General features: G+C 70.5%; 16 protein-coding genes. 11 read left to right on the top strand and 5 right to left on the bottom strand.

Annotated features, from left to right (window positions below):
* Positions 1–66: 66 nt before the first annotated feature.
* Positions 67–600 carry a chloramphenicol phosphotransferase CPT gene (gene cpt, locus ACFY3D_RS15530; protein ID WP_389979831.1) on the bottom strand — a complete coding sequence of 178 codons (534 nt, stop codon included), beginning with the start codon at positions 598–600 and terminating at the stop codon, positions 67–69.
* A gap of 180 nt (positions 601–780) precedes the next feature.
* Between cpt and ACFY3D_RS15525 the strand changes: the two genes are divergently transcribed.
* Positions 781–1,782: an ADP-ribosylglycohydrolase family protein gene (locus ACFY3D_RS15525; protein ID WP_389979828.1), complete on the top strand. Its 1,002-nt coding sequence runs from the start codon at positions 781–783 to the stop codon at positions 1,780–1,782.
* A 68-nt stretch (positions 1,783–1,850) separates the two neighbouring features.
* Here ACFY3D_RS15525 and ACFY3D_RS15520 read toward each other — a convergent pair whose 3' ends face one another.
* Entirely contained in the window at positions 1,851–2,789 is a 939-nt protein-coding gene (locus ACFY3D_RS15520; RefSeq protein WP_389979825.1) for a helix-turn-helix transcriptional regulator, read from the bottom strand.
* Positions 2,790–2,851: 62 nt separating this feature from the next.
* Here ACFY3D_RS15520 and ACFY3D_RS15515 point away from each other — a divergent pair, with 62 nt between their 5' ends.
* From ACFY3D_RS15515 to ACFY3D_RS15495, 5 genes are all read left to right on the top strand, one after another.
* Positions 2,852–3,997, top strand: coding sequence for an epoxide hydrolase family protein (locus ACFY3D_RS15515; RefSeq protein WP_389979822.1), 1,146 nt, complete (start codon positions 2,852–2,854; stop codon positions 3,995–3,997).
* Between the two features lie 95 nt (positions 3,998–4,092).
* Positions 4,093–4,731 (top strand): class I SAM-dependent methyltransferase, encoded by a 639-nt coding sequence (locus tag ACFY3D_RS15510; RefSeq protein WP_389979819.1) that lies wholly within the window; start codon positions 4,093–4,095, stop codon positions 4,729–4,731.
* 131 nt (positions 4,732–4,862) lie between these two features.
* Entirely contained in the window at positions 4,863–5,228 is a 366-nt protein-coding gene (locus ACFY3D_RS15505) for a YciI family protein (protein WP_389979816.1), read from the top strand.
* On the top strand, positions 5,215–6,642 hold the full coding sequence (locus ACFY3D_RS15500) for an RNA polymerase sigma factor (protein WP_389979813.1): 1,428 nt from the start codon (positions 5,215–5,217) through the stop codon (positions 6,640–6,642). Before ACFY3D_RS15505 ends, ACFY3D_RS15500 begins: the two co-directional genes overlap by 14 nt.
* A gap of 279 nt (positions 6,643–6,921) precedes the next feature.
* Entirely contained in the window at positions 6,922–7,707 is a 786-nt protein-coding gene (locus ACFY3D_RS15495; protein WP_389979810.1) for a dihydrofolate reductase family protein, read from the top strand.
* Positions 7,708–7,775: 68 nt separating this feature from the next.
* Here ACFY3D_RS15495 and ACFY3D_RS15490 read toward each other — a convergent pair whose 3' ends face one another.
* Positions 7,776–8,165: a YybH family protein gene (locus ACFY3D_RS15490; RefSeq protein WP_389979807.1), complete on the bottom strand. Its 390-nt coding sequence runs from the start codon at positions 8,163–8,165 to the stop codon at positions 7,776–7,778.
* A 134-nt stretch (positions 8,166–8,299) separates the two neighbouring features.
* Between ACFY3D_RS15490 and ACFY3D_RS15485 the strand changes: the two genes are divergently transcribed.
* The 4 genes from ACFY3D_RS15485 (at position 8,300) to ACFY3D_RS15470 (ending at position 11,149) form a co-directional block, all read left to right on the top strand.
* On the top strand, positions 8,300–8,593 hold the full coding sequence (locus ACFY3D_RS15485) for a winged helix-turn-helix transcriptional regulator (RefSeq protein WP_389979804.1): 294 nt from the start codon (positions 8,300–8,302) through the stop codon (positions 8,591–8,593).
* 147 nt (positions 8,594–8,740) lie between these two features.
* Entirely contained in the window at positions 8,741–9,211 is a 471-nt protein-coding gene (locus ACFY3D_RS15480; RefSeq protein ID WP_350945618.1) for a hypothetical protein, read from the top strand.
* A 261-nt stretch (positions 9,212–9,472) separates the two neighbouring features.
* A complete protein-coding gene (locus ACFY3D_RS15475; protein ID WP_389979801.1) occupies positions 9,473–10,360 on the top strand; it encodes an endonuclease/exonuclease/phosphatase family protein in 888 nt (295 codons plus the stop codon).
* Positions 10,361–10,420: 60 nt separating this feature from the next.
* Positions 10,421–11,149 (top strand): HAD family hydrolase, encoded by a 729-nt coding sequence (locus ACFY3D_RS15470; protein WP_389979798.1) that lies wholly within the window; start codon positions 10,421–10,423, stop codon positions 11,147–11,149.
* Here ACFY3D_RS15470 and ACFY3D_RS15465 read toward each other — a convergent pair.
* Positions 11,138–12,022 (bottom strand): NAD-dependent protein deacetylase, encoded by an 885-nt coding sequence (locus ACFY3D_RS15465; protein WP_389979795.1) that lies wholly within the window; start codon positions 12,020–12,022, stop codon positions 11,138–11,140. The two genes, ACFY3D_RS15470 and ACFY3D_RS15465, sit on opposite strands and share 12 nt — an antisense overlap.
* A 191-nt stretch (positions 12,023–12,213) precedes the next feature.
* On the opposite strand from ACFY3D_RS15465, the gene ACFY3D_RS15460 reads away from it, so the two are divergent.
* Positions 12,214–12,801 (top strand): TetR/AcrR family transcriptional regulator, encoded by a 588-nt coding sequence (locus ACFY3D_RS15460; protein ID WP_389979792.1) that lies wholly within the window; start codon positions 12,214–12,216, stop codon positions 12,799–12,801.
* Here the strand turns inward: ACFY3D_RS15460 and ACFY3D_RS15455 are convergent.
* A complete protein-coding gene (locus ACFY3D_RS15455; protein WP_362904092.1) occupies positions 12,765–13,262 on the bottom strand; it encodes a helix-turn-helix domain-containing protein in 498 nt (165 codons plus the stop codon). The two genes, ACFY3D_RS15460 and ACFY3D_RS15455, sit on opposite strands and share 37 nt — an antisense overlap.
* Positions 13,263–13,277 lie beyond the last annotated feature (15 nt).

The raw sequence follows: 13,277 nt of genomic DNA, 5'->3' as shown, positions 1-13,277 counted from the left end.
GCGGGCCGGTGGTCGTGGTCAAATTCTGATCTTGGAGATGGTCGCTCTACGGGGCCGGTTCGTCGATCAGCCGACCCGGGCGGCGATGATCCGCGCGCACGCCAGGGACTCGGTATGCGTGGTGTCCACCTCCACGTCATAGATCACGCCGTCGTGAACCACCTCCGCCTGCGACGCGGCCATCCCCTGGACCCGATCACCGCGTGCGATCTCACGGCCTGCGGCGACCGCACCCTCGCACCTCACACCGACCCACAGCACGTCCAGCTCGCCCAGAAGCCTCTGCCACCGCTGCTGGGTGGCGGCTCCACCGAGGAAGACGTCATCGACGATGACCCTGGCGCCGGCGTGGGCCATGGCCACGACGCCCCGCATCCAGGCCGTCTGCAGCTCCATGAAGTCCGCCCCGACGCTCACCCCGCCGTCCGCCGCGATTTCGAGCCCCTCGGTCGACGCCCGCATCCTCGCGGGCATCGCCTCGATGAACGAGTCGACGCCGAACGCCGGCCACGGATCCGGAAGAACGGCCTGCAGGCACCGTACGATCCCGGACTTCCCCGAACTGGAGCCGCCGTTGATGATGATCATCTGAGTCGCCACCCGGCCACAGTAGAGCCTCTCCCACGCGACGCGAAGCGAATTTCGCGGCCCCTCGGAGGCTCGGAACGCGGTCGAAGATCGTGGTGAGTGCCGCAGCCTTCGACGGATGCGCCGCCGCTCCCGTCGAAGTCGGAGGATTCGAGGCTCGGTGCCGGAGATGTCTTTCTGTAGGCTGCCGCGATGAACCGTACTCACCGTGCCATCGGTGCCGTCGTGGGCTCGGCGGTGGGCGACGCGCTGGGCGCTCCCTTCGAATTCGGTCCCGCCGGGGCGTTCTCCGCCCGGTTTCCCGTTCCAGGCGGCGTTCCAGGCAGTGCTCCCGGCGACGTTCCAGACAGCGTTCCCGGTAACACTCCCGGCGACGTTCCCGGCAAGGAGAACGAGATGTGCGGGGGCGGCGGCTGGGACGTCGGGGAGGCGACCGACGACACGCAGATGGCCCTGCACCTGGCGGAGTCGCTGCTGGAGCGCGAAGGGCTGGACCTGCCGGATGTCTTCGCCAGGTTTCAGCGCTGGGCGGCCTCCGATCCCAAGGACATCGGGCTGCAGACCGAGGATGTCCTGACCAACGGCATGCCCTGGGACCGCGCGGCCGCGACCCACTTCCAGATCAACCACCGCGCCGCGGGAAACGGCTCGCTGATGCGGGCCACCACCTCGGCGGTCTACTTCGCCCGGCACGGGCAGACCGCCACCATGGACGCCGCCCGCCGCATCGCCGCGCTCACCCACGGCGACCCCGCGGCGTGGGAGGGAACGGCCATCTTCCACGATCTGCTGCGTGTGGCGCTGGAGGGCGGCGACCCCGTCGCCGCGCTGCCGGACAGCCTCGCCCTCGTCGATCCCGACCAGCGCGAGCGATACTCCGTCGTTCTCGCGTCACACTGGCACCCTGACGACGCCACCGAGCCCAACGGTGCCGTCTGGCCCTGCCTCGGCTCGGCACTCTGGGCACTGCGTACCACCTCCGGCTACGCGGACGCGGTACGCGCCGCGATCGACCTGGGCGGTGACACCGACACCGTCGCCGCGGTCACCGGCGGTCTCGCGGGTGCCGTCTACGGAGCCGACGCGATCCCCGTACGCTGGACCGAACCCCTGCACGTCCCGCTGCCCGGGGCCGGTGAGCGGGTGCTGCGCCTGCCCGAGCTGGTCGATCTCGCACAGCGTCTGGTGAGATGAGGTTACGGCTTCGGGGAGCAGGCGCGTCGCCGCTGTCCAGGACGTTCTCTTGACGGGCGGAATCCTCGTCACGGGAGGGCGGTCGCGTTGGCGAAGCGGTGGGACAGTTCGCGGAGATGCCGGGCGAGTTCCGGGGGAGATTCGACCTCGAAGTCGACGCCGAGCATGCCTACGGTGAACGCGACGAGATCGAACGAGTCCGTGGCGATTTCCAGCAGGCAGGTGTGGTCGTCGACGGGTGTCACGATTCCACTGACGCGTCCGGCGATGTCCGCCGCGGAGGCGTGCATCCGCAGCCTGGCGCGGAGTGGCCACATCTCGAAGCCCATCTTTCTGCACAGGTAGGTCGTGACGTCGCCGTCGGGTGGTTCTCGGTGGGTGAACCGGGGGCCGTTGGGCGTTCGCAGCGAGATCCGGTCGACCCGGAAGGTGCGCCAGTCGGTCCGTTCGACGTCCCAGCCGACCAGATACCACTTCCGTCCCCAGCAGACGAGGCGATGTGGCTCGACGCCGCGGCGGGACCCGGCCCCGTGATGGCTGACGTAGTCGAAACGCAGCCCCTCGGAAGCGTGGATCGCGGCCGAGATCGCGGTGAGCACCGCCGCCTTCACCGGCGGGCCGCTCTCGGGAGACATCGCGACCACCGCGCTTCTCAGCGCGATGACCTGGTGTCGCAACCGGGACGGCAGCATCTGCTCGATCTTGGTCAGGGCACGCAGCGAAGCCTCTTCGACCTCTGCCACGCTGTGCAGGCCGACCGTGACCGCGACCGCCTCCTCGTCGTCCAGCAACAGCGGGGGTAGCGAGGAACCGGCTCCGAGCCGGTAACCGCCGACCGGGCCCATCGAGGCGCGAATCGAGTAGCCCAGCTCACGAAGCCTGTCGACATCGCGCCGCACCGTCCTGGTGGTGACTCCCAGCCGCTCGGCGAGTTCCGTACCGGACCAGTCGCGGTGCGTCTGCAGCAACGACAGTAGTCGCAGCAGTCGAGCGGGTGTTTCCAACATTCCTCCACTATCGCCCCTGTATAGGAACGGAGCTGTCCTACACGGGGCACAGGGTGGGCGGCATGAGCACAGAAACGCCCTTCCGTATCGACATTCCGCAGACCGAACTCGACGACCTGCGAGACCGCCTGACCGGTACCCGCTGGCCGGACGAACTTCCCGGCGTCGGCTGGTCCTACGGCGTGAACAAGGACTACCTCGTCGAACTGGTCGAGCACTGGCGTACCGGCTACGACTGGCGGGAGCACGAGGCCCGCCTCAACAAGGTCCCGCAGTTCACCACGACGATCGACGGGCAGAACATCCATTTCCTGCACGTACGCTCGCCCGAGCCCGACGCCACTCCGCTGATCATCACCCACGGGTGGCCGAGCACGGTGTACGACTTCCTGGACCTCATCGGGCCGTTGACCGACCCGCGGTCACACGGCGGGGACCCGGCGGACGCCTTCCACGTCGTCATCCCGTCGCTGCCGGGCTTCGCGTTCTCCGGGCCGACGCGGGAGACCGGCTGGGGCGTCACCCGCGTCGCGCGGGCCTGGGCCGAGCTGATGCGACGCCTGGGATACCGGCGCTACGGCGCCCAGGGCGGCGACTGGGGCAGCGTCGTCTCCCCGGAGATCGGCCGGGTGGACTCCGAGCGCGTCATCGGCATCCACGTGAACGCGCTGGCCAACGCCGCGACCCCGGCCGATCCCGGCATGCTGGACATGCTCTCGGAGGCGGAGAGGGAGCAGGCCGAGCAGAACGAGATGTGGTGGTACGGCCGCTCCGGCTACGCCACGCAGATGGGTACTCGGCCGCAGACCCTGGCGTACGCGCTCAACGACTCCCCGGTCGGTCAGCTCGCCTGGAACCTGGAGTGGTTCGTGGACTGGGACCCCGCCGGAACCGAGCAGACCTCCGTCGACCGTGACGCCATCCTGACCAATGTCACGATCTTCTGGCTGACCGCGACCGCCGGATCGGCGGCCCGGTTCTACCTGGAAGCCGGGGAGACGTGGGGCCGGCCTCCCGAGCGTTCACCGGTCCCGACGGGTGTGGCGAACTTTCCCGGCGACCGGGCGATCCGCGGGCTGGCGGAGTCGTCGAACACGATCACCCACTGGTCCCATCACCCCCGAGGTGGCCACTTCGCCTCGCTGCAGGCCCCGGACCTGCTGATCTCCGACATTCGGCACTTCTTCCGGACCGTACGACCGCGGTAACCGAGCGCGACGGCGGACCGGTCACTCCCCCACGGGGACACCGTCTGCTCCCGCCCTCACCCGGTGAGACGGTGACGAGCGGGAAGAAGAACGGCATGGCTGCCACGAGTGTCGACCATCCGCTCTTCGCCCGCTGTTATGCCCGCATCAGCCGGGTCGTGGAGAAGCGAGGGCTGGCCGGACATCGCCAGGCGCTGCTGGAGGGCCTGTCCGGTCAGGTGATCGAGGTGGGTGCGGGAAACGGGCTGAACTTCGCCCACTACCCGTCCACCGTCACGCGCGTGCTCGCGATCGAGCCGGAGCCGCGGCTGCGTCACCTGGCCCGTGCCGCGGCTGTACGGGCACCGGTCCCTGTCGAGGTCCGCGAGGGCCTGGCCGAGCACCTTCCGGCCGCCGATGGCACTTTCGACGCCGCGGTGGCCTCACTGGTGCTGTGCTCGCTGCCCGACCCGCACGCGGCGTTGAGCCAGATGCGCCGGGTGCTGGCTCCGGGTGGGCAGCTGCGGTTCCTGGAGCACGTACGCGCCGACTCGGCAGGGATGAGGTGGGTGCAGGACCTGCTGGACGCCACCGTCTGGCCGCGCCTGGCCGGTGGCTGTCACACCGGTCGCGACAGCGCGCTGGTGATCCAGCAGGCCGGGTTCACCATCACCGCTCTGGAGCGCTTCTTGCTGCCCGCGGTGCGTACACCGATGTCCTTCCTCATCCGGGGAACGGCCTACCCGGCCGCATGAGTGCCTGGTAATCCGACGACGGGCGGCACATCGAGTCGGAGGCCGGGCATTTTCCCGGACCATGGAGTGGCTTCCCCAAGGATCGTCGTGCTGTCACGATACGGTCCGCTATCAACAAGGAGGACGGCACGATGAAGTATCTGATGCTGATCTACGGCAACGAGGAGATCTGGAACGCTCTCGCGCCGGAGGACATGGCGAGTCTGATCGCCAAGGTCGACGGGTTCAACGAGACGCTGCGCGAGTCGGGAGAGCTCCTTGAGGCCGAAGGGCTGATGCCCCGGCCGCGATCGGTTCGGTGGGTGGGCGGTGACGCGGTCGTCACCGACGGCCCGTACGTCGAGGCGAAGGAGTTCGTCGGCTCCTACTTCGTGGTCGAGGTGGACGACGAGGAGCGGGCGATGGAGATCGCGCGGGCCTATCCGGGGACGTTGTACGGCGGTGGCCTGGAAGTGTGGCCGCTGATGGGACGTGACTGGGCGAGTGACGAGGTCTGACGAGCCTTTCGAGCCGGTCAAGCCGGATGAGCCGGTTCAGCCGATCAAAGCGGACGAGTCGGCTGAGTCGGCTGAGCCGGCTGGGTCGGTCAAGCCGGATGAGCCGGTCGAGCCGGTTGAAGCGGACGAGTCGGCTGAGTCGGTTGGGGCGGCTGAGCTGGACGACTCGGTCGAGCCGGTCGACTCGGTTGAGTCGGTCGAGGAGCTGCTGAGGTCGTCGGCGTCCCGGGTGCTCGGTTCGCTGGTGCGCCGGTACGGGGACTTCGACCGTTGCGAGGACGCCGTACAGGAGGCGCTGATCACCGCGGCCGAAGCCTGGTCGCGCGACGGTGTCCCGGCCCGCCCGCTGGGCTGGCTCAACAAGGTCGCGGCGAATCGGTACATCGACCGGGTCCGGGCCGACAGCGCACGGGAGCGTCGGGAGAGGGCCGCTCTCGACGCCACGCCGCGCGACGCGCTGGTCGCGCCGCCGCCGGACGCCGAGGTGGCCCGTGACGACCTGCTGGAGTTGCTGTTCCTGTGCTGCCACCCGGCGTTGACCGTCTCGTCGCAGCTGGCGCTCACACTGCGGGCGGTCGCCGGACTGACCACCGGCGAGATAGCGGCGGCCTTCCTGGTGCCGGAGAAGACGATGGGACAGCGCGTCTCGCGGGCCAAGCAGCGCCTGCGGGAGGCCGGGGCGCGGTTCGAGCTGCCTCCGGATCCCGAGCACGGGCCTCGGCTGCGGGTCGTGCTGCACGTGCTGTACCTGATGTTCAACGAGGGCTACAGCGCCAGCTCCGGCTCGGATCTGCGTCGGCCCGACCTCACCGGACAGGCCGTCAACCTGGTACGGCGGCTGTACGCGCGGTTGCCCGACTCCGGCGAGGTCGCCGGCCTGCTGGCGTTGATGCTGCTCACCGAGGCACGCGGCGCGGCGCGTACGGGCCCCGACGGAGTGCTCGTGCCGCTGGAGGAGCAGGACCGGTCCCGCTGGGACGCCGAGGCGATCGCGGAGGGGACCGAGATCCTCACCCGTACGCTCGCGACCCGCCGGCTCGGCCCGTACCAGGTCCAGGCCGCCATCGCGGCGATACACGACGAGGCGCCGTCGGCCGAGGCGACGGACTGGAAGCAGATCCTGGAGCTGTACGAGATTCTGGAGCGCCTGCACCCCAACCCCGTCACCACCCTCAACCGGGCGGTCGCGCTGGGGATGGCGCGCGGACCGCGTGCCGGGCTGGCGCTGCTGGACGAGCTGGAATCCGGGGTGCTCGCCGGTCATCACCGGCTGCTCGCCGTCCGCGCCTACCTGCTCGACCGGGCGGGGGAGACCGCTGCCGCGTCCTCGGCGTACCGAGAGGCGGCGCGTCTGGCCGGTAGTCGTCCTGAGCAGCGGTTCCTCCTGCTGCGTGCCGCCCGCTGCGCGCGCTGAGCCGACCGGCCGCGAGGTCGTGTCGTCCGTTGTGAGAGTCGGACCGGACGCGAGATCGCGTCGTCCGGTGGCGTGCACCGGTAACCAGCCCGGGCAGCGGTCGCGCCACCCGTCGCGCGAGCCGGACCGACCGGTCGCGAGATCGCGTCATCCGCTGTGAGAGCCGAGCCGAGGCCGCGCAAAAAATATTCGCGCGGGCAGGTAGAAATCCGGTTCGCGGCTCCGATCCTTCACCGAGCGGGCCTCAGCGGGGGGCCGCCGGAACAGGAGCGAAGCGATATGACAAAGGTGACGGCACAGATGTCGGTGTCCCTCGACGGCTACTACGCCGGTCCGCGACACACCGGTGAGCGGTCGGGCTGGTTGCACTCGGAGGAGGCCGCGGGCTTCTTCCGGGTCACCCGGTGGGTGATCGACGCCATGGCCTGGCGCGAGCGGCAGGGCTTCGCGGGCGGTGAGAAGGACGTCAACTCCGACATCATCGCCGAGTCGTTCGAGGCCGCGGGGGCCTACGTCATGGGACGGAACATGGCGGACGGAGGCGAGGTTCCCTGGGGCGACGAGCCGCCGTTCCGTGCGCCGGTGTTCGTCGTGACCCACCGCTCCCGCGAGACCCTGATGCGTCAGGGCGGGACGAGCTTCACGTACGTGACCGACGGCGTCGCCAGTGCGGTGGAGCAGGCACGCGCCGTCGCGGGGAGCAAGAACGTGGCGATCGCCGGAGGCGGCACCCTGCTGCGCCAGGTGTTCCAGGCCGGTCTGCTGGACGAGCTGGAGCTGCACATCGTCCCGGTGGTGCTCGGCAGGGGGATGAGCCTGTTCGGCGCCGACATCGGCGCGGGCCTGGGCGCGGGTCCGGGGGCCGACCTGGACGCGGGGCTGGGCGCGGGCGCGAGGCCGGGCGCCGACCTCGGCCTCGGCCTCGCGGAGAAGGAGGCGATCGAGCTCATCCCCACCAGGGTGATCCACACCCCCGAGGTCACGCACATCCGCTACACGGTCAACGGGCGGTCCGCCCTCGTCCTCGACGACCGAGGCAGCGGGAGTTCAGATCTCCTGAGCTGAGACGGACTCTTCGCCGACTTCCCTTGGCGCGGTGGATCCCTCGGTCGCTCCGGCGACCGAGAAGACCCTCACCCCTTCTCCGCCGCGCCGAAGGGGTTGTCGATGGCGTACCTCCAGTACCCGTCCTGTCCCCGTCGGGCGACGTCGGTGGCGGTGCCCTGGAGGTGCACGGGCCGGCCCCCGCGGTCCGTGCCGTCGATCACCCAGTCGACGATCAGCAGGGCGAGGTCGCCCGTGGTGTGGACGTGTCGCGGACGGACGGTGATCGGCAGTCCCAGGTCCAGGAAGCGGCCGTTGGCGGCGTTGATCTGCTCTCCGGTCAACGGCGCGCCGGATTCCGAGACGAACACGGCGTCGCTCTCGTAGATCTCCGCCACCGCCTCGACGTCACCGGCGTTGAACCGCTCGGCGAAGACGGTGGGCACATCCTCCGGATGTTCGGCAAGCTGTCGCATCATCGCTCCGTTTCGGTAGAAACAACTCGGACGCGGCAACGCTAGGAGGCGCCTTCGTGGCTCACCAAACGGTTGGTTGTTCGGGCCTGCCCGACCATCCCCATGCGAACGTCACAGAACCCACCCCGTCATGTCCGGTGGAGATCACCCTGGCGGCCCTGCACGGACGCTGGACGACCCTGATCATCCGTGAACTGCTGCGGGGCGACCGTACGTTCAGCGAGCTTCGCCAGGCACTGCCCGCGCTGTCGGACAAGGTGCTGTCCGACCGGCTCGCGCACCTGGCCGAGGCCGGTGTGCTGGATCGCCACCGCCGCCCCGACTGGCCGCCCCGGGTGCGCTACAGCCTCACCCCCCGCGGGCGCGATCTCGGCCCCGTCCTCCAGGCACTGTGGAACTGGGGTGTGCCGCACCGGCCGTCGGACACGTGAATCGCTCGGCAGGCCCCCGTCTCCGGTGGCGGGTGCGTGTCACCGTGAACCGCCGCCACGGTGCCGGACGTTCACGGCGGTTTGTGTCGGTGGCCGTCGCTACAGTCGCCGCACTGTTGGCCGTTGACCTTCCGCTGAGGAGACCGCATGACCGAGCCCGATGTGACACCCGATGTGATGATGGCCAGGATCGGCCATGCCGCCGATCTGGGCAGGCGGGGTGAGCGGAAGGCCGCTCGGAGGCTGTTCTCCGAGTTGTGGGAGGAGATCGGGGTGACGGGCGATCCTCTGCACCGGTGCGCTCTCGCTCACTGGATGGCCGATGTGCAGGACGAGGTGAAGGAGGAGTTGCTCTGGGACCTGCGCGCCCTGGAGGCGGCCGACCTGGTCACCGACGAGCGGGCCCGGCAGGTGGGCGTCGCCGGTTCCGTGAGCGGCTTCTACCCATCCCTGCACCTCAACCTGGGTGACGCCTACCGCAGGCTCGGCGACCTCGACCGGGCACGCGACCACCTCGAACGCGGACGCGCCGCCGTCGGCGCACTCGATGACGACGGGTACGGACAGATGATCAGGCAGGGCCTGGACCGGCTCGCCGGACGTCTCTCAGCCGACTAGATGTCCGTTTCGCGATAGGAGGCCCGGCCGGGCCGCGATGATCGTACGGTCGGACGCATGAGCATCGAAGATCGAAAGGCCGGTGGCGGGGAGGGCGGGAAGAAGGACGCTCGCCGGGCCGGGCTCCGGGTGTGGGGAGGGAGACGGGGGCGGGACGCGCCGGACGGAGCATCCGGGGAATCCTCGGGTTCCTCAGGGTCTTCAAGGTACTCAGGGGCTTCGGGAACGCGGTCGCGGGGACGGGTTCTCGCGTCGGTCGCCGTGCTGGTGGCGGTGCTGCTCGCGTTCCCCGCCGTCGTGCCCAACGGCGTGGGCAATCTCGGCAGCCTGCTGGAGACCTTCCTGCCGTGGGCGGGCCTGGCCGTTCCCGCGCTGCTCTGTTTGGCGCTGCTGCGCCGCTCGGTCCTCGCGACGGTGTCCCTGGTGCTGCCCGCGGCGGTATGGGGCGTGGTCTTCGGCGGGCGGGTGCTGCCCGCCGACCGGGAGGCGGCGGGTGACCTGACCGTGCTCCAGCACAACGTGGGCGAGGAGAATCCCGACCACGAGGGGACGGCACTCGCCCTGGCGGGGGCCGGGGCCGACCTCATCGCCCTGGAGGAGCTGACGCCTGTCGTCCGGCCCTTCTACGAGGACGTTCTCGCCTCCGGCCACCCCCACCGTGCGGTCGTGGGCACCGTCGGCCTGTGGTCCAGGTTCCCGCTGGCGGACGCGCGGCCGGTGGACATCAGGCCCGCGGACGTCGGACCCGACTGGAACCGCGGGATGCGGGTCACCGCGCGGACGCCGCACGGGGACGTGGCCGTGTACGTCGCGCATCTTCCCTCGATCCGTATCCGGCCGTCGGACGGTTTCGGGTCCGGTCGCAGGGACGAGAGCGCCGCCGCGCTGGGTGCGGCCGTCGCCTCGGAGACGCTGGGCAGGGTCATTCTGCTGGGCGACCTCAACGGCACCGTCGACGACCGTGGCCTGGCCCCGCTCACCTCGCGGCTGGTCTCGGCGCGGAGGGGGTTCGGTTTCAGCTGGCCCGCGGCCCTCCCCCTCGCCGGGATCGACCACGTCATGACCCGTACGGCGGTCCCCGTCGCCGCCTGGACCCTGCCCGCCACCGGCAGCGACCACCTGCCGCTCCTGGCCCGCGTCGACCTCTGACCCCCGGCCGCGGAGCCCTTCCGAAGGGCCGGGGGATCCGGGCTTGGTTATGCTCGGGCGGTGAGCTCCCCGAGAACGCTCGTACTGTGGGACATCGACCACACGCTGATCGACGCCGGCGGTGTCACCGCCGACACCTACGACCACGCGCTGCACGCCACCACCGGCCGCAGGATGGAACACCCGGTGAGCGTGGCGGGGCGGACCGAGCGGGCGATCATCTCCGAGATCCTCCAGGCGCACGGCGTCGAGGTGTCGGACGAGCTCCTCGACTCCTTCTATGTCGCCCTCGCCGAGGCGTTCGTCGTGCGCGAGGCCGTCATGCGGGAGCGTGGCCGGGCCCTGTCGGGGGCACGCGAGGTGCTCGCGGCGCTGGCGGAACGCGAGGACGTGGTGCAGTCGGTGCTCACCGGCAACACCGAGGCGGTCTCGATCGGCAAGCTCACCGTCTTCGGACTGGACGGTTTCGTGGACTTCGAGGTGGGCGCGTACGGCACCGACCACGAGGACCGCGCCGCGCTGGTGGCCGGCGCGCAGCGACGCGCCGCCGACAAGTACGGGGACTCCTTCAGCGTGCGCAACACCGTGCTGATCGGTGACACGCCGAACGACGTCCGCGCGGGTCATGAGGGTGGAGCGAGGGTGATCGCGGTCGCCACCGGCTTCAACGACGTGAACATCCTGAGCGAGGCGGGGCCTGAGCTGGTGCTGGAGGACCTCGCCGACACCGACGCCGTCGTACGAGCCGTGCTGGGCGTGTCGGACCGGACGGGCGGATCAGCGGGGTGAGCCGGTGGGCACCGTCTCGGTGTCGATCTCGGTGTCGACGAGGCGGACCAGCTCGGGAAGGACCGTGCCCAAAGGGCCGTCGACGGTGAGTTCCGCGTAGCCGTCGCCCCTGGTCGGGCCCTGATTGACGATCGCGACGGGGATGCCGAGCTTCGCGGCGTGCAGCACGAACCGGCGGCCCGACATCACCGTGAGGGACGACCCGAGGACCAGGAGCAGCCGCGCCTCCTCCACGAGGGAGAAGCACGTGCGGACCCGCTCCGCCGGAACGGTCTCCCCGAAGAAGACGACGTCGGGCTTGAGCATCCCTCCGGCGCACGCCCGGCATCCGACCACCTGGAAACCGTCGATCTCCTCGTCGGGCAGTTCGACGTCGCCGTCGGGGTTGATCGCGGTGGGCAGGGCGCCGAAGCGCGGGTTCGCCTCGGTCAGGCGGTGGTCCAGTTCCTCGCGCGGGCTGGAGTGGCCACAGCCCAGGCAGACCACCTCCCGCAGGTTGCCGTGCAGCTCGATGACGGACCGGGCGCCGCCCGCCTGGTGCAGGCCGTCGACGTTCTGCGTCACGATGCCGGAGACCAGGCCCCGCCGCTGGAGGGACGCGACCGCGCGGTGGCCGTTGTTCGGAGCGGCCCGGGTCATCGCCCGCCACCCGAGGTAGCTGCGGGCCCAGTAGCGCCGCCTGGCCACCGGATCGCCGGTGAACGTCTGGTAGGTCATGGGGGTGTGCCGGTTCAGGGTCCCGCCAGGTCCCCGGTAGTCGGGGATCCCCGACTCCGTCGAGATCCCGGCCCCGCTCAGCACCAGAACGCCGCCCCCGGTCAGCAGTCTCGCCAGTGTGCTCGTACCCTCGCTCACCCCTCCATGCTGCCCCATCCGTACGGGTGGAGCGGCCTCGGGGCCCGCCCGCGGGCCTGGCCGGAGGTTCCGCCGTGTCCGGTCATGCCCGCCGCGTCTTCCCGGGTGATCTCGTCCGGGCGGCCGACGAGGGCGGGACCGCCTCAAGGTCGCCGCGTCTCAAGGTCGCCGGCAGAAGTCACCACGGGTGTGGTGGTAATGTCGGCGAGATGAATCGGGAGCGGCGAGACCGCCTGCGGGACGCGGCCATCGAGGTGCTCGCGGAGACCGGAGGGCGCGGCCTCACCCACCGGGCCGTCGACGCCGCCGCGGCCACCCCGCCGGGCACCGCGAAAAACTACTTCCCGACCAGAGACTCCCTGCTGCGGGCGATCGCCGAGCGCTGCGTCGAGCTGTACCACCAGGTGCCGGGAGGGGAACCCGTCGATCGGGACGGGCTGGTGGCCATGTTCCGCGGGCTTCTGGAGAACGTCGCGGGTCCCGGCCGTTCTCGCCTGCTCGCCTACCTGGAACTCCAGGCGGAGGCGGCGCGCAGGCCGTGGCTGGCGACCATACTCGACGCGATCGCGGCCGCCGACTTCACCGACTTCGAGCGGGCCCAGCGCGCCGCCGGGTTGCCCGTCACCCCGCGTCGCGCCGCCGCCGTCACGCTGGCCCTGCACGCCGCCGTCCCGCACCTGCTGGCGGACGGTCACGACACCCTGGCCGCCGCCGGGTTGAACGATCTCGATCGGTTCGTCCGCGATCTCCTGGACACGGTCTACGGACGGGAGTCGGAGCCGCCGGAGGCGACGTAGGCGGCGTTGAGCCGCTCGAACGCGCCCGGGCCTTCGTGCGGCTTCGGCGGGGCGTCGAGATGGCGGACGCGGAGCTCGTCCATGAGTTCTTCGACGAACGCCGGACCCTCGTCGCGCATGAGCTGCTGGCGGCTGCGGAGCTCGGCGCTGCCGGAGGTCCAGTCGAGGCCCCAGTTGCCGAGGGCGTAGATGATCGGCAGGGTCTGGATGCCGGATTCGGTGAGGCTGAAGCGCGCGCGCTGCCCGCGGCCCGCGGCGCCGCGGGTGAGGATCCCCGCGTCGATGAGCCGCTTGAGACGGTCGGCGAGGATGTTCGAGGCGATGCCCTCGATCGACCCGGTGAGCAGCGCGCGGAAGTATCGGCGGTCGCCGAAGATGATGTCGCGCAGCACGAGCAACGACCAGCGATCTCCGAGCAGCTCGACGCCTGCGTTGATCGGACAGCCGGACCGTGGTTCCACGACTCCTCCTTGACG

The organism is Streptosporangium sp. NPDC000509, assembly GCF_042898365.1.
Taxonomy (GTDB): domain Bacteria; phylum Actinomycetota; class Actinomycetes; order Streptosporangiales; family Streptosporangiaceae; genus Streptosporangium.
The sequence above is the reverse complement of the archived record's forward strand: the minus strand, read 5'-3'. Positions and strand labels throughout refer to the sequence as shown.